At 68.5% G+C, this 15,221-nt stretch carries 16 protein-coding genes; 7 read left to right on the forward strand and 9 right to left on the reverse strand.

What is annotated here, in order from left to right:
* Positions 1–26: 26 nt before the first annotated feature.
* The 3 genes from ttcA to ACAM51_RS17330 form a co-directional block, all read right to left on the reverse strand.
* Positions 27–965 carry a tRNA 2-thiocytidine(32) synthetase TtcA gene (gene ttcA / locus ACAM51_RS17320; RefSeq protein WP_218340614.1) on the reverse strand — a complete coding sequence of 313 codons (939 nt, stop codon included), beginning with the start codon at positions 963–965 and terminating at the stop codon, positions 27–29.
* A gap of 84 nt (positions 966–1,049) precedes the next feature.
* Positions 1,050–1,421 (reverse strand): dihydroneopterin aldolase, encoded by a 372-nt coding sequence (locus ACAM51_RS17325; protein ID WP_218293118.1) that lies wholly within the window; start codon positions 1,419–1,421, stop codon positions 1,050–1,052.
* Positions 1,422–1,450: 29 nt separating this feature from the next.
* Positions 1,451–2,236, reverse strand: a complete 786-nt coding sequence (locus ACAM51_RS17330) for an SDR family oxidoreductase (RefSeq protein ID WP_369641319.1) — start codon at positions 2,234–2,236, stop codon at positions 1,451–1,453.
* Between the two features lie 15 nt (positions 2,237–2,251).
* Here ACAM51_RS17330 and ACAM51_RS17335 point away from each other — a divergent pair, with 15 nt between their 5' ends.
* Entirely contained in the window at positions 2,252–3,370 is a 1,119-nt protein-coding gene (locus ACAM51_RS17335) for a class I SAM-dependent methyltransferase (RefSeq protein ID WP_218293120.1), read from the forward strand.
* Here ACAM51_RS17335 and eutC read toward each other — a convergent pair whose 3' ends face one another.
* Together eutC and ACAM51_RS17345 are read right to left on the reverse strand one after the other, a co-directional pair.
* Positions 3,371–4,186, reverse strand: coding sequence for an ethanolamine ammonia-lyase subunit EutC (gene eutC / locus ACAM51_RS17340; RefSeq protein WP_369641320.1), 816 nt, complete (start codon positions 4,184–4,186; stop codon positions 3,371–3,373).
* Positions 4,183–5,592 carry an ethanolamine ammonia-lyase subunit EutB gene (locus tag ACAM51_RS17345; protein ID WP_218340550.1) on the reverse strand — a complete coding sequence of 470 codons (1,410 nt, stop codon included), beginning with the start codon at positions 5,590–5,592 and terminating at the stop codon, positions 4,183–4,185. The genes eutC and ACAM51_RS17345 overlap by 4 nt, the downstream gene beginning before the upstream one ends.
* Positions 5,593–5,787: 195 nt before the next feature.
* On the opposite strand from ACAM51_RS17345, the gene ACAM51_RS17350 reads away from it, so the two are divergent.
* The 5 genes from ACAM51_RS17350 to ACAM51_RS17370 all read left to right on the forward strand — a co-directional run bounded on the left by ACAM51_RS17350 (position 5,788) and on the right by ACAM51_RS17370 (position 10,065).
* Complete coding sequence (locus ACAM51_RS17350) at positions 5,788–6,708, forward strand: TauD/TfdA family dioxygenase (protein WP_218340549.1); 921 nt, start codon at positions 5,788–5,790, stop codon at positions 6,706–6,708.
* Between the two features lie 93 nt (positions 6,709–6,801).
* Entirely contained in the window at positions 6,802–7,854 is a 1,053-nt protein-coding gene (locus ACAM51_RS17355; protein WP_369641321.1) for an ABC transporter substrate-binding protein, read from the forward strand.
* Positions 7,855–7,969: 115 nt separating this feature from the next.
* Positions 7,970–8,893, forward strand: a complete 924-nt coding sequence (locus ACAM51_RS17360; RefSeq protein ID WP_369643841.1) for an ABC transporter ATP-binding protein — start codon at positions 7,970–7,972, stop codon at positions 8,891–8,893.
* A complete protein-coding gene (locus ACAM51_RS17365) occupies positions 8,890–9,765 on the forward strand; it encodes an ABC transporter permease (protein ID WP_369641322.1) in 876 nt (291 codons plus the stop codon). The genes ACAM51_RS17360 and ACAM51_RS17365 overlap by 4 nt, the downstream gene beginning before the upstream one ends.
* A 105-nt stretch (positions 9,766–9,870) precedes the next feature.
* Positions 9,871–10,065, forward strand: a complete 195-nt coding sequence (locus ACAM51_RS17370) for a DUF2905 domain-containing protein (RefSeq protein WP_056164478.1) — start codon at positions 9,871–9,873, stop codon at positions 10,063–10,065.
* Between the two features lie 51 nt (positions 10,066–10,116).
* Here ACAM51_RS17370 and otsA read toward each other — a convergent pair whose 3' ends face one another.
* The 3 genes from otsA to otsB are packed head-to-tail and all read right to left on the reverse strand — an operon-like array spanning position 10,117 to position 14,084.
* Positions 10,117–11,496 (reverse strand): alpha,alpha-trehalose-phosphate synthase (UDP-forming), encoded by a 1,380-nt coding sequence (gene otsA, locus ACAM51_RS17375; protein WP_218293127.1) that lies wholly within the window; start codon positions 11,494–11,496, stop codon positions 10,117–10,119.
* A gap of 48 nt (positions 11,497–11,544) precedes the next feature.
* Positions 11,545–13,350, reverse strand: a complete 1,806-nt coding sequence (locus tag ACAM51_RS17380) for a glycoside hydrolase family 15 protein (RefSeq protein ID WP_218340545.1) — start codon at positions 13,348–13,350, stop codon at positions 11,545–11,547.
* Complete coding sequence (gene otsB, locus ACAM51_RS17385) at positions 13,347–14,084, reverse strand: trehalose-phosphatase (protein ID WP_369641323.1); 738 nt, start codon at positions 14,082–14,084, stop codon at positions 13,347–13,349. The genes ACAM51_RS17380 and otsB overlap by 4 nt, the downstream gene beginning before the upstream one ends.
* Before the next feature lie 206 nt (positions 14,085–14,290).
* Between otsB and trxC the strand changes: the two genes are divergently transcribed.
* Positions 14,291–14,728 carry a thioredoxin TrxC gene (trxC, locus tag ACAM51_RS17390; RefSeq protein WP_218293130.1) on the forward strand — a complete coding sequence of 146 codons (438 nt, stop codon included), beginning with the start codon at positions 14,291–14,293 and terminating at the stop codon, positions 14,726–14,728.
* Between the two features lie 14 nt (positions 14,729–14,742).
* Here the strand turns inward: trxC and ACAM51_RS17395 are convergent, their stop codons facing one another.
* Positions 14,743–15,216, reverse strand: coding sequence for a DoxX family protein (locus tag ACAM51_RS17395; RefSeq protein WP_369641324.1), 474 nt, complete (start codon positions 15,214–15,216; stop codon positions 14,743–14,745).
* Between the last annotated feature and the right edge of the window lie 5 nt (positions 15,217–15,221).

Below are 15,221 nucleotides of genomic sequence, written 5' to 3' on the forward strand. Positions count from 1 at the left end.
TCAGAGTGCTGCGGCACCCGGGAGGTTCACGACAGCTGGACCACCTGCACACCCGGCAGCGAGGGCGACGGCGCCGAGAACTCCTCCTTGTCGAAGGCCTTGTCGCCGTCCTCGTTCGCCACGCCCGTGGCCTTGGCATTCTTGAAGTCGTACAGGCCGCCGTCGAGCAGGTGCGAGGGCACCACGTTCTGCAGGGCGTTGAACATGTTCTCCACGCGGCCGGGGAATTTTTTCTCCCACTCGCGCAGCATCTCGCCCACCTGCTTGCGCTGCAGGTTCTCCTGGCTGCCGCACAGGTTGCAGGGGATGATGGGGAAGTCGCGGTGCGCGGCCCAGCGGGCGGTGTCCTTCTCGGCCACGTAGGCCAGCGGGCGAATCACCACGTGCCTGCCGTCGTCGCTCACCAGCTTGGGGGGCATGCTCTTCATCTTGCCGCCAAAGAACATGTTGAGCAGCAGGGTCTGCAGGATGTCGTCGCGGTGGTGGCCCAGCGCGATCTTGGTGCAGCCCAGCTCGTCGGCCACGCGGTACAGGATGCCCCGGCGCAGGCGGCTGCACAGGCTGCAGGTGGTCTTGCCCTCGGGGATCAGGCGCTTGACGATGCTGTACGTGTCCTCGTTCTCGATGTGGAACGGCACGCCGGTGCTCCGGAGGTACTCGGGCAGCACGTGCTCGGGAAAGCCGGGCTGCTTCTGGTCGAGGTTGACGGCCACCAGGTCGAAATGGATGGGCGCGCGCGCCTTGAGCTTGAGCAGGATGTCGAGCAGGGCATAGCTGTCCTTGCCGCCGGACATGCAGACCATCACCTTGTCGCCTTCCTCGATCATGTTGAAGTCGACGATGGCCTTGCCGACCTCGCGGCACAGGCGCTTCTCGAGCTTGTGGGTTTCGCGCTCGATCTTCAGTCGTGCCGGAGCGCCGGCCTCTGGCACCGCGGGCGCGGCGGCCTCGGGCACGTCCGCCATGGCCCAGGTGGAATCCGGCCCGGTCTGGGCACCGGGGTGAGTTGCTGTCGTCATCGTCATCGTTGCTGCGCTCATGGGGTCACCTCACCACTGTCCTGTCTCTACGCGAATCGCCACTTCGCAGTCATCAAAAATCTCCAGCTTGGCGATCTTCACGCGCACGCCCAGCACGCCGGGCAGCTGCATGAGGCGGTGGGCCAGCTTGCCGATCAGGCTCTCGAGCAGGTTCACATGTTCGGCCCGGCATTCGTCGATGATGATCTGGCGCACCTTGCGGTAGTCCAGTACATGCAGGATGTCGTCGTCGCGCGGCGTGAGCGGCTGCACGCCCAGGCTCAGCTCGGCATCCACCTGGATGGGCTGCGGCGTCGTCTTCTCATGCGACAGGATGCCCAGGTTGGCGTCAAAGCGCAGTCCGGTGAGCGTGAGGATCTGGGTGCCAGCGGCGTTGTTCATGGATGGATGCTTTCTGCGTGAGCATGTGCTCACATCATGGAGAAGTCGCGCTCGAACTTCATCAGGTGCTGGCCGCCGTCGACCAGCAGCGTGGTGCCGGTGATCGAGCGGTTCTCCAGCGCGAATTTCACGGTCGCGGCCACGTCCTCGGCCGTGGACGATCGGCCCAGCGGGCTCAGCGCATGCAGCTGCTGGAACTTTTCCTGCGCCAGCATGTGGCTCGTGATCGTGAGGCCGGGTGCCACACCGACCACGCGCACCCGCGGTGCCAGGGCCAGCGCCAGCATGGTGCCGGCGGCTTCGAGCGCCGCCTTGGACAGCGTGTAGCTCACGAAGTCGGGGTTCTGGTTCCAGAGCTTCTGGTCCAGCAGGTTGACCACGGCGCCCTGCGCGTCGGCCTCGCCCTTGGCAACGCGGTCGGCCACGTGCTGGTGCAGCGCCTGGGCCAGCAGCATGGGGGCGGCGGTGTTGCTGCGCAGGTGCTTTTCGAGCGCGGCAAAGCCAAAGGTGGCGGCGTTGTCATGCTCGAACAGCGAGGCGCTGTTGACCACCGCATCCACGCCGCCAAAGTGCGCCACCACGCGGGGCAGCAGGTCACGCACGGCGGCCTCGTCCTCGAAATCAGCGTCAAAATGGGCGCTGGCGCTTGTCAGTTGTGCGCAAGCAGCTACGGTATCGATAGCATCCTGCTTGGATGAACGGTAGTGCACCGCCACCTGCCAGCCCCCCGCCGCCAGGGCCAGCGCAATGCTGCGGCCCAGGCGCTTGGCGGCGCCTGTGACCAGAACGGTGCGTGCGGGGGCGGGGTGGGACATGTGGGGTGGGAGACAATGCGGGCCGTGACCCAAAGACCCGACAGTTTAACGACCGCCCTGCACCAGCACATTGCCCAGGCCATTGCCGCCGAGGGTGGATGGCTGGGTTTTGACCGCTTCATGGCGCTGGCCCTGTACACCCCGGGCCTGGGCTATTACGCCAACGATTCCACCAAGTTCGGCGCCATGCCCGAGTCCGGCAGCGACTTCGTCACCGCACCTGAGATGACCCCGCTGTTCGGCCAGGCGCTGGCCGTGCAGGTGGGCGAGGCCCTGGCGCAGACTGGTACCTCCGAGGTGTGGGAGTTTGGCGCGGGCTCAGGCGCGCTGGCGCTGCAACTGCTGGATGCCCTGGGCGACCAGGTGCGGCGCTACACCATCGTCGATCTGTCGGGCAGCCTGCGGGCCCGCCAGCAGGCCAAGCTGGTGGCGCATGCCGACAAGCTGCGCTGGGTGGATGCACTGCCCGACCAATTCAGCGGCGTGGTGGTGGGCAACGAAGTGCTCGATGCCATGCCCGTGCAACTGCTCGCCCGCCACGGCGGCCAGCAGAATGGGGCGTGGCACGAGCGCGGCGTGGTGGTGCAGGCTGACGGCAGCTTTGCCTGGGCCGACCGCCCCACCGGCCTGCGCCCGCCCGTCGACATCGACGGCCCGCAGGATTACCTGACCGAGATCCACGCCCAGGGCGAGGGCTTCATCCGCACGCTGGCCGACCGGCTCACGCGCGGCGCGGCTTTCCTGCTGGACTACGGTTTTGGCGAGAGCGAGTACTACCACCCCCAGCGCCACATGGGCACCGTGATGTGCCACCAGGGCCACCAGGCCGATGGCGACCCGTTGGTGGAAGTGGGGCGCAAGGACATCACCGCCCATGTCAACTTCACCGCCATGGCCCTGGCCGCGCAGGAGGCCGGGTTGAACGTGCTGGGCTACACCACACAGGCGCACTTCCTCATCAACTGCGGGTTGCTGCAAAAAATGGAGCAACTACCGCAAGCACAGCGGGCGATAGCGGCCAAATTGATCATGGAACATGAAATGGGCGAGCTGTTCAAGGTGCTGGCCCTCGGCGCGGGCGAGGCGTGGGAGCCCGTGGGGTTCGTGCACGGGGACCGGTCGCACCGGCTGTAGTCAGGCCGTGGCGGGCCCGCCGGGCAACACCTTGCCTGTCGCGCTCCCCACCACCACGCCATCACTGCGGTCCTTCAGGCCCACGCCCGTCAGGGCCAGGTGCCGGGCCTCCTGGCACAGCCACCACAGGCGTGCTGCGGCAGCCGACGGCGCCAGCCCCTCGGCCCGCACGTTGGAGATGCAATTGCGCTCGGCATCGCTGCGGCCCACCTGCGGGTGCCAGGTGAGGTAGATGCCCAGGCTGTCGGGCGAGCTCAGGCCCGGGCGTTCGCCGATCAGCACCGCCACCAGGCGTGCGCCCAGCAGCGCGCCCACCTCGTCGCCCAGCGCCACGCGGGCCTGGGTGGCGACGACCACCGGGCCGATCCGCCAGCCCTGCGGCGCGGTGCGCACGATGTTTTCCACAAGGGGCACGGCGTTGCGTTCGACGGCCAGGGACGAGAGCCCGTCGGCCACGACCACAAGCAGGTCGCAGGGTGTGTGGCCGTCCCCCAGACCGCGCAGCCGCTCCGCATCCGCATCGCCAAGCCGCCGGCCGAGGTCGGGCCGCAGCAGGTAGGTGGCGCGGTCGGGTGCGGCGCTGGCCACCTGCAGCGTGCTGCAGCCCAGCGCCCTGATTTGTGCCGCCAGCGCCTCCGCGCCGAGCTGCAGGTGCACGGCATCGCGCGCCTGCGCGTGGGCCAGGCCAAAACGGAGCAGCTCGCGCGTGGGGACGGCCGTGCCCGCGCGGCCCAGCGCCAGCCGCGCGGCGGTGTGGGCGCGCAGGTCATCCCAGGGGTCGGGCAGAGGGCCGGTGATAGGGGCCGGCTCGCTCATCTCCGCATCCCGATCTGCCGCAGCTGCGCAATGGCGGCCTGCTGCTGTGCGGCAGGCAGCAGCCGGCCCGCGCCATCGGCCAGGTGCATGTGCTGCAGCCAGGCCTCGAACTCGGGCGCGCGTTGCAGACCCAGCACCTCGCGCAGGTACAGCGCGTCGTGGAAGGAAGTGCTCTGGTAGTTGAGCATGATGTCGTCCGCCCCCGGCACGCCCATGATGAAGGCCACGCCCGCCACGCCCAGCAGCGTCATCAGCGTGTCCATGTCGTCCGAATCGGCCTCGGCATGGTTGGTGTAGCAGACGTCGCAGCCCAGCGGCACGCCCAGCAGCTTGCCGCAGAAATGGTCTTCGAGGCCGGCGCGGATGATCTGCTTGCCGTCGTACAGGTACTCCGGGCCGATGAAGCCGACCACCGTGTTGGTGAGCAGCGGCGAGAACGCGCGCGCCACGCCGTAGGCCCGGGCCTCGCAGGTCTGCTGGTCCACGCCATGGTGGGCGTTGGCCGACAGCGCGCTGCCCTGGCCGGTCTCGAAATACATCACGTTGTCGCCCCGGCCATCGCCAAAGTCCGTGCCGCGCTTCAGGGACAGGGCCGCCTCGCGTGCTTCGCGCAGCAGCGCCAAGTTGATGCCGAAGCCGGTGTTGGCCTTCTCGGTGCCTGCGATGGACTGGAACACCAGGTCCACCGGCGCGCCCTGCTCGATCATCTGCACCGTGTTCGTCACGTGCGTGAGCACACACGACTGCGTGGGAATCTGCAGCTTGGTGATGACGTCGTCCAGCATGTGCACCAGCCCCGTGAGGGCAGCGATGCTGTCCGTCGCCGGGTTGATGCCGATCACCGCGTCGCCCGCGCCGTACAGCAGGCCATCGACCATCGACGCCGCGATGCCACGCACATCGTCGGTCGGGTGGTTGGGCTGCAGGCGCACGGCCAGGTGGCCGGGCAGACCGAGGGTGTTGCGAAAGCGCGTGACCACGCGGCAGTTGCGCGCCACGGCGATCAGGTCCTGGTTGCGCATGAGCTTGCTCACGGCGGCCGCCATCTCGGGCGTGAGGCCCGGTGCCACGGCGGTCAGGGCGGCCGTGTCAGCTGCCAATAGCCAGTCACGCAGCCCGCCCACGGTGAGGTGGGCGATGGGCGCAAAAGCCGCCGCGTCGTGCGTGTCGATGATGAGGCGCGTGACCTCATCGCTCTCGTAGGGCACCAGCGCCTCGTTCAGGAAGCGCGCCAGCGGCACGTCGGCCAGGCACATGCGCGCGGCCATGCGCTCCACCGCCGAGCCTGCGGCAATGCCGGCCAGCGTGTCGCCCGAGCGCGCGGGCGTGGCCTTGGCCATCACCTCGCGCAGGTCGCAGAACGACCAGCGCTGGCCGCTGACGGTGTGGTGGTAGGTCGCAGGCATCGGCAAGGATGGAAGTGGGCCCGGTGGCGATGATGGCATGTGCGTGCCGCAGAGCGCCATAGCGGGTGGGAGCCACAGGGCACGTTAGCTGTTTTGGTTGTTAACAACTGAGAAAACCTTCGTTCCCTGAATAAGCAACGCGGCCTAGAGTGCAGACCTCGGGGCACGCCTGTCCCCATTCCCCACGAGGCTCCCATGTCGGCTGTTCCGTCATTCCCGTCCCTTTCCGCCACCGATGGCGACGCGCCACCGCAAGGTCTGGTGATCCGCACTGTGGCGGGCTCTGCCGGCCCGCTGGGGGCCGAGGTGCTGGGCCTGGACCTGTCGCGCCCGCTGGGCCGCGAGGACTTCGCGCGCATCCACCGCGCGCACCTGGACCACCATGTGCTGGTGTTCCGCGACCAGCGCATCACGCCGCAGCAGCACATCGACTTCAGCCGCCTGTTCGGGCCGCTGCAGATCCACGTGCTCAAGAACTTCCAGCTCGCGGACCACCCCGAGATCCTGATCGTCTCCAACATCAAGGATGCGGCCGGCCAGCCCATCGGCCTGGGCGACGCGGGCCACTACTGGCATTCGGACCTGTCGTACAAGGACAAGCCCAGCCTGGGCTCGCTGCTGCACGCGCAGGAGCTGCCGGGCGAAGGCGGCGACACCCTGTTCGCCGACCAGCATGCCGCCTACGATGCGCTGCCCGAAGCGTTGAAGGCGCGCATCGCGCCGCTCCAGGCCGAGCACAGCTACCTGGCCAAGTACGAAGAACTGCGCGCCAGGAGCCCCTGGCGCCCGAAGCTCACCCAGGCGCAGATCGCCGAGGTGGCGCCCTCCATCCACCCCGTGGTGCGCACCCACCCCGAGACGGGCCGCAAGGCCCTGTTCGTGAGCGAGCACTTCACCACGCGCATCGTCGGCCTGCCCGAGGACGAAAGCCAGGCCCTGCTGGCCGAGCTGTTCGCCGCCAGCGTGCGCCCCGAGTTCACCTACCGCCACCCGTGGCAGCCGCACGACCTGGTGTTCTGGGACAACCGGTCTGTCATGCACCTGGCGGCGGGCACGCCAGACACCGAACGCCGCAAGCTGTACAGAACCACGATCGAAGGCGACCTGCCTTTCTGAGTTTGCTCTGTTTTTAATAGCTGTCAGCGCTTGTTGGATAAGCGCTGAGGCCATATTTTGTTTGATTTTTGATTTTTGATTTGAAGGACTTCCATGACCACCTCCACCCACCACCGTTTTGACCGCCGAAGCCTCGGCCGCAAGACCGCCGCGTGGCTCGCTGCCACGGGCCTGCTGCTGGCCGGCGGGTTGAGCGCTACTGCCCATGCTGCTGAAGGCCAGCTGCGCATCGCGCAGCAGTTCGGCATCGTCTACCTGCTGCTCAACGTGGCGCAGGAGAACAAGCTCATCGAGAAGCACGGCAAGGCCGCGGGCGTGGACATCAAGGTCGAGTTTTTGCAGCTGTCGGGCGGTTCGGCCGTCAACGATGCGCTGCTGTCGGGCAACATCGACATCGCCGGTGCCGGCGTGGGCCCGCTGTTCACGCTGTGGGACCGCACCAAGGGCCGCCAGAACGTCAAGGGCGTGGCCTCGCTGGGCAACTTCCCCTACTACCTGGTGAGCAACAACCCGGCCGTGAAGACCATTGCCGACTTCACCGACAAGGACCGCATCGCGCTGCCGGCCGTCGGTGTCTCGGTGCAGTCGCGCGTGCTGCAGATGGCCTCGGCCAAGCTCTGGGGCGACAAGGAGTTCAACCGCCTGGACAAGAACCAGGTGGCCCTGCCGCATCCCGATGCGGCGGCCGCCATCATCAAAGGCGGCACCGAGATCACCGGCCACTTCGGCAACCCGCCCTTCCAGGAGCAGGAGCTGGCCGGCAACCCCAAGGCGAAGATCGTCCTCAACTCGTACGACGTGCTGGGCGGCCCGGCATCGGCCACCGTGCTCTACGCCACGGAGAAGTTCCGCGCCGAGAGCCCCAAGACCTACAAGGCCTTCGTCGATGCGCTCGACGAGGCCGCGAAGTTCGTCGCCGCCAACCCCGAGAAGGCGGCCGACATCTACCTCAAGGTGTCGGGCGGCAATACCGACCGGGGCCTGCTGCTCAAAATCATCCAGAACCCCGAGGTGCAGTTCAAGGTGCGCCCCGAAAACACGCTGGGCATGGGCCAGTTCCTGCACCGCGTGGGCGCCATCAAGAACCAGCCGACCGCGCTCAAGGACTATTTCTTCGAAGACGCGCACACGGCGTCGGGCAACTGAGAGAGTCTCGGGCATGAGCGAGCACACCCTCCGCATGGGCCCCTTCTCGCCGCCGCTGCAGAGCGAACGCAATGCGCTGGAGGACGAGGCGCAGGCACTGGCACTGGGCTGGGCCATGGGCGAGGGCCGTGCCTCCGCCGCGCCCACCCGCCCCAACGCCGCCTTGCTGCAGGTGCAGGGCGTGAGCATCGACTACCGCACGCGCGAGCGCGTGGTGCGCGCCACGCACCGCGTGGGTTTCGATGTGCATGCGGGCGACCGCTTCGTGCTGCTCGGTGCCTCGGGCTGCGGCAAGTCCACCTTGCTCAAGTCGATCGCCGGCTTCATCGCGCCCAGCGAGGGCCAGATCCTGCTGGACGGCCGCGCCGTCACGCGGCCCGGGCCCGACCGGGTGGTGGTGTTCCAGGAGTTCGACCAGTTGCCCCCGTGGAAGACCGTGCGCGAGAACGTGATGTTCCCGCTGCTGGCCTCGCGCAGCGTGGGCCGCAAGGAGGCGGCCGAACGCGCGGCTCTGTACATCGACAAGGTGGGCCTGTCCAAGTTCGCCGACGTGCATCCGCACCAGCTCTCGGGCGGCATGAAGCAGCGCGTGGCCATTGCGCGCGCGCTGGCCATGCAGCCCCAGGTGCTGCTGATGGACGAGCCCTTTGCCGCGCTCGACGCCCTCACGCGCCGGCGCATGCAGGAGGAGCTGCTTTCGCTGTGGGACGAGTTCCGCTTCACGCTGATCTTCGTCACGCACTCCATCGAAGAGGCGCTGGTGGTGGGCAACCGCATCGCCATCCTCTCGCCGCACCCGGGGCGGCTGCGCGCCGAGGTCAACAGCCACCAGTTCGGGCTGCACAGCCTGGGCGGCACCGAGTTCCAGGCCACGGCCCAGCGCATCCACCGCCTGCTGTTCGACGAACCCGATGCCGGGGCCGTGCCGGGGTCGGTGCAGGCCGATGCCGAAGCTCTGGCACCTGGCCGCCGTGGTGGCGTGCCGCTCATTCCCCCACAGCGGCCTGCGGGTTCGCTGCCCTTCCAGATTTCCGTATGAGTGCCTCCCTGCTGACCCCTCCCGTGCGCCCCGAGTTCGAGCGCAGCCTGGAGCCGCTGGGCGGTATCGCGCCCGTGTTGCCCCTGCCCCTGGCCGCGCGCATCTGGCAGCAGGCCTTTGTGCGCAAGCTCGTGATCCTGGCGGTGCTGGCCGTGCTGTGGGAGGTGGTGGCGCGCTGGCAGGACAACGACCTGCTGCTGCCCACCTTCCTGCAGACCGCCAGGGCGCTGGTCGAAGGCCTGGCCTCGGGCGAGCTGATCGCCAAGACGGCGATCTCGCTGTCGGTGCTGCTCAAGGGCTACCTCGCGGGCATCCTCGGGGCCTTCGTGCTCACCACGCTGGCCGTGTCCACCCAGTTCGGGCGCGACCTGCTGTCCACGCTGACCTCCATGTTCAACCCCTTGCCAGCCATCGCGCTGTTGCCGCTGGCGCTGCTGTGGTTCGGCCTGGGGCAGGGCAGCCTGGTGTTCGTGCTCATCCACTCGGTGCTGTGGCCGCTGGCGCTCAACACGTACGCGGGCTTCCAGTCCGTACCCGAGACCTTGCGCATGGCCGGCCGCAACTACGGCCTCACCGGCATCCGCTATGTGCTGCAGATCTTGGTGCCGGCCGCGCTGCCGTCCATCCTGTCGGGCCTGAAGATCGGCTGGGCCTTTGCCTGGCGCACGCTGATCGCGGCCGAGCTGGTGTTCGGCGCCTCGTCGGGCAAGGGCGGCCTGGGCTGGTACATCTTTCAGAACCGCAATGAGCTCTATACCGACAAGGTGTTCGCGGGACTGGTGCTGGTGATCCTGATCGGCCTGGCGGTGGAGAGCCTGGGTTTCCACACGCTGGAACGGTTGACGGTGCGGCGCTGGGGTGTGCAGCGCTGAAGGGGTCGGCGCCAGCCCGGCGCTCGTGGCGCGGGATGCCGTGAGGGCACGCCGCATGCCTGCGCCGTGGGGGGGCGACCGGGTCTGCAGCCCTACACTGTGGGCATGATCCGCTGGCTTCTCGTCATCTTCCTGGCTCTGATGTTGCTGAGCTGGCTGTCGCCCCTGCTCAGGCGCATGGGGTTTGGCCGCCTGCCCGGCGACCTGCGCTTTCGCTGGCTGGGCCGGGACTGGGACGTGCCCTTGGCGTCGACGCTGCTCCTGAGCTTTGTGGTGAGCCTGCTCACGAAGTTGCTCTGACCCCCTGCGGCACGCGCACCGGGGCAGAATGTGCCGCCGCGCGTGGCGGCTTCAGTCGCCTGCCGCCTGGAGCGCCTGCAGGAACGACCTGCGCCACCAGTGCACGTCATGTTCGCGGATGCGGGCCATGAGCTTTTGGTGGCGAGCCTGGCGCTCGGCCAGCGGCATCTGCAGCGCCTGCTGGATGGTGTCGGCCATGCCCTGGGTGTCGTAGGGGTTCACCAGCAGCGCTTCCTTGAGTTGCTCGGCCGCCCCCGCGAAGCGGGACAGCACCAGCACCCCCGGGTCGTCCGGGTCTTGCGCCACCACGTATTCCTTGGCCACCAGGTTCATGCCGTCGCGCAGCGGCGTGACCAGGCCCACGGCGGCGGCGCGGCACAGGCCCGGTACCCGCTTGCGCGCCACCATGCGGTGGATGTAGCGCACCGGCATCCAGTCCAGCTCGCCATAGTCGCCGTTCACCGCGCCGCACAGCCCCTCCAGCTCCTGGCGCAGGTCGGCATAGGCATGCACGTCGTCGCGCGAGGGCGAGGCGATCATGATCATGGTGGCGCTGTTGCGGTTCTCGGGGTAGCGGTCGAGCAGCTCGCGGTAGGCGCGCACGCGGTGCGGTATGCCCTTGGAGTAGTCCAGCCGGTCGATGCCCAGCAGCAGGCGCCGGCGCGAGTACTCGTCGCGCATGTTCTCGTAGGTTTCCACCGCGTCGGGGGCCTGCGTGAGGCGCGTGAACTCGTCCACGTCGATGCCGATGGGAAAGGCCTTGACGTGCACCGTGGCGCCAAAGGCGCGCAGGCGCTGGGCATCCACCTCCTCGGCACTGCCTTCATTGCGCACGTAGCGCGTGAAGTGCGACACGTCGGCTTCGCTCTGCAGGCCCACGAGGTCGTAGGCGAACAGCGAGCGCATCAGCCATTCGTGCTGCGGGATGGCCGCCATGATGAGCGGCGGCGGCATTGGGATGTGCAGGAAGAAGCCGATGCGCTGCCTGCAGCCCATGGCACGCAGCTCGGCGGCCAGCGGAATCAGGTGGTAGTCGTGCACCCAGATGATGTCGTCGTCGCGCAGCAGGGGCAGCAGCTTGCGCGCGAACATCTGGTTCACGCGCCGGTACCCCGCGATGTAGCGGGTGTTGAAGTCCGCCAGGTCCAGCCGGTAGTGGAACACCGGCCAGAGCACGCTGTTGCTGTAGCCGTGGTAGTACGTGTCATGGTCTTCGCGGCACAGGTCCACGGTGGCGAGCGTCACGGGGCCCGCCTGGCGGGTCTGGAGCTCGCCTTCGCCGGGCGTGCCCGCCTCCGCGATGTTGCCGCTCCAGCCAAACCACAGGCCGCCCGTACGGTTGAGAGTGTCGCCCAGTGCCACGGCCAGACCTCCGGCTGCGGGTTTGCGGGGGTCTGCGATGCGGTTGGATACGACGACGAGGCGGCTCATCCCCCGATCATCGGCGGGGTTGGGGGGCGCCGCCTGTCGGACACGGCCTCAAATCACGCTGTCCCAGGGCGCGGACAGGCGCACGGCGGCGTTGATCACGCCCACCATCGAATAGGTCTGCGGGAAGTTGCCCCACATCTCGCGCGTTTCGGGGTGCGTGTCTTCGGACAGCAGGCCCAGCGGGTTGCGCGCGGCCAGCATGGTCTCGAAGATGGCGCGGGCCTCGGCCTTGCGGCCGATGCGCGCGAGCGCGTCGATGCGCCAGAAGGTGCAGATGTTGAACGCCGTCTCGGGCTTGCCGAAGTCGTCGGCCGCTTCATAACGGCGCATGTACGGGCCGTCGCACAGGCTCTTTTCCATGGCCTCCACCGTGCTCACGAAGCGCGGGTCCCTGGGGTCGATGAGGCCGACCTCGGCCATCAGCAACACGCTGGCATCGAGTTCATGGCCGCCAAAACTCTCGGCGAACGCCTGGCGCGCTTCGCACCAGGATTTGTCGAGGATCTCGGCGCGCATGCGGTCCGCATGCTGCTGCCAGTGGCTGGCGCGGTCTGCCAGTTGCAGGGTGGCGGCGATCTTGGCCAGCCGGTCGCAGGCCGCCCAGCTCATCAGCGCGGACGAGGTGTGCACCCGGGCGCGCGTGCGCAGCTCCCACATGCCCGCATCGGGCTGGCCATAGACGCGCACCGCGTTCTCGCCCACCTGTTCCAGTCGCGTGAATTCGGCCAGGCCCGCGCGGTGCAGCAGGCGGTGGTCGTGGAAGGCCTGGGCCGCGCCCAGCACGATGTTGCCGTACACGTCATGCTGGAAATGCTCGGCTGCCTGGTTGCCCACGCGCACGGGGCCCATGCCCCGGTAGCCCGCCAGCTGGGGCACGAGGCTTTCGGGCAGGTCGTGCTCCAGGCCAATGCCGTACAGCGGCTGGATGTGGCCGTCGCCGCCTTCCACCACCACGTTGCTGAGCCAGCGCAGGTAGTCCTCCATGGTGCCGACCTCGGAGATGCTGTTGAGCGCGCGCACCACGAAGAACGCGTCGCGCAGCCAGCAGAAGCGGTAGTCCCAGTTGCGCCCGCTGTGGGCGGATTCGGGGATGCTGGTGGTCATGGCGGCCACGATGGCGCCGGTGTCCTCGTACAGCGAGAGCTTGAGCGTGATGGCCGCGCGGATCACCGCGTCCTGCCACTCCAGCGGCACGGCCAGGGCGCGGGTCCAGTTGCGCCAGTACGAGGTGGTTTCCTGCTCGAACAGGCGGGCGGTGTCGGCGATGCCCTCCACCAGCGTCTCGTCGGCTCCCAGCAGGAAGTTGTGTTCGCGCGTGAGCACGAAGGCCTGGCCCGACAGCACGTGCGAGACCGGCGCATCGGTGGACAGGCGCAGCGTCATGCCCTCGCCCACATAGCGGATGTGGTTGCTGCCGCGCGTGATCCGGGGTTCCGTCTGCCCCCAGTCGTAGCGCACCTTGAGCGCCACGCGGATGCGCGGCGCGCCCTGGATGGGGCGCACCCGGCGTACCAGCGTCATGGGCCGGAAGTAGCGCGAGCGGCTGTAGAAGCGCGGGGCGAAGTCGGTGATCTCGATGCCGTGGCCCGCCTTGTCGAACAGCTGCGTGCGCAGGATCGCGGTGTTGGGCTCGTACCACTGGTGGGCCGAGGCCAGGTCTTCCAGTTCGACGGCGAAGTGGCTGCCCTCATCGCCGGGCTGCAGCAGGGCGTTGAAGACCGGGTCGCCGTCGAACCGGGGCAGGCAGCACCACACCATGCGGGCGTGGTCGTCGATCAGCGCGCTGATGGCGCAGTTGCCAATCATGCCCAGGTTCAAGGACCCGGGCTGGGGTTCGGTGGCTGGCGTGTTCATCGTTCGCGCTCCCAGGTGGTGCGTGCAGAAGACAGCCAGCCGCGCAGCGCGGCGGATGTCATGCAGCGGTGTTGTGCCATGGTCGGCCCCTCGCCGACCTTGATGCCCCATCCCCCCAGCGCCTGCACGGCGGCAAAGCCGGCCTCGTCGGTGACGTCGTCGCCCACGAAGACCGGCGTTCGGCCCGCGAACGGCGGCTGGGTCATGAAGTCGACGATGGCCTGGCCCTTGTGGACGCCACGGGGCTTGACTTCAAAGACACATTTGCCGCGCAGCAGTTCCACGCCGTCCACGTGCTGCATCGCGCGCACCAGGGTGTCGTGGCACAACGCTTCCAGCGGGGGGGCCAGGCGGTAGTGCAGGGCCACGCTGGCGCGCTTGGCCTCCACCAGCAGGCCGGGGTGCCGCGCCGCGAGGTTCCGCGCGGCCTGCAGGACGGGCGCCAGGTCCGGCGGCTCGATGGCGGGGTGGGAGGTGTCGCCCAGGCGGTATTGCGCCCCGTGCTCGCTGGCCAGCGGCAGGCGCAGCGGCGCGAGGAATCCATCGATGTCGGACTCGGGCCGCCCGGTCACGATGGCCAGCGCCCCCCCCAGATGGGCATGCAGGGACGCCAGTGTGGGAACCAGGCCGGAGGCTACGCGCACCGCCTCGGGGCGCGGTGCCAACTCGGTCAGCGTGCCGTCGAAATCGAGAAAAAGCGCATGGGCAGTTGTCAGTAACGGGAGCAGCTGCATGGGGCAGGACCTTAGCAGATGGCGCTAAACCGCCTCCCGTGGAAGGGGGCTTTGGCCGTGGTAATCGTGCGTAACTTCCTGCCACTGGCCGTGCGCGGGTTTGCGCCGGGCGAAGAGTTGCCGGCCGCGGCTTGAAATGCCACGCCTTGGCCGCACTGTGCAGAAGGAAGCGATCCCCTTACCCCTCCACCCACCACGTCCACCGCATGACCGACGCCCTGCACATCGTCTGCCCGCACTGCCACACCACCAACCGCGTGCAAGGCGCCGACCTGGCCAGCGCGCCCGACTGCGGCAAATGCCACCAGCCCCTGTTCGCGGGCGCGCCGCTTGCGCTCGACGCCGACACTTTTGATCGCCATGTGGGCCGAAGCCACATCCCGGTGCTGGTCGATTTCTGGGCGCCGTGGTGCGGGCCATGCCGGCAAATGGCCCCGGCGTTCGCGCAGGCCGCCCGCGAGCTGGAGCCGCGCGTGCGCCTGGCCAAGCTCGACACCGAAGAGCACCAGGCGATCGCGGCGCGCTATGCGATCCGCAGCATTCCGACCATGATCCTCTTCCAGCAGGGGCGCGAGGTGGCGCGCATCTCGGGGGCGCTCGGCGCGGCGGACATCGTGCGCTGGGTGCGGACGGCGGCGGGCTAAAAAAAGCCCACGCGTCAGCGAATTCCGAGCGCCCGGTCGAGCGACACCTTGCCCGCGCCGCGCCCCGCCAGGTACAGCAGCAACCCCGCCCACGACAGGTGCGTGGGCCAGGCATCGGGGTAGACAAACACCTGGATGACCAGCGTCATGCCGAGCAAGGCCAGTGCGGACAGGCGCGTGCACAGGCCCAACACCAGAAGGACAGGGAACACATGTTCGGCCACGGTGGCCATCTGCGCAGCCAGCTCCGGCGCGATCAGGGGCAGCCGGTACTCCTCGCGGAAGAGCGCATGGGCGCTGTCGGAGAGGGTGAACCAGCCCTCGACCTTGGTGCGCGCCGACCGCCAGAAGATGCCCGCCACCGCCACCCGGTTGACCAGGGCCAGCAGGCCGTGCGGGGTGAGGCGGGCGGCGGCATCGGCCAGCCGTGCCAGCAGCACGCGGGGGCCCTTGGCGGGGGCGGTGGGGAAGTGGGTGGTTGTTGCCATGGGGG

This window comes from Acidovorax sp. A79 (genome assembly GCF_041154505.1).
In the GTDB taxonomy this organism is placed as follows: Bacteria; Pseudomonadota; Gammaproteobacteria; order Burkholderiales; family Burkholderiaceae_C; genus Acidovorax.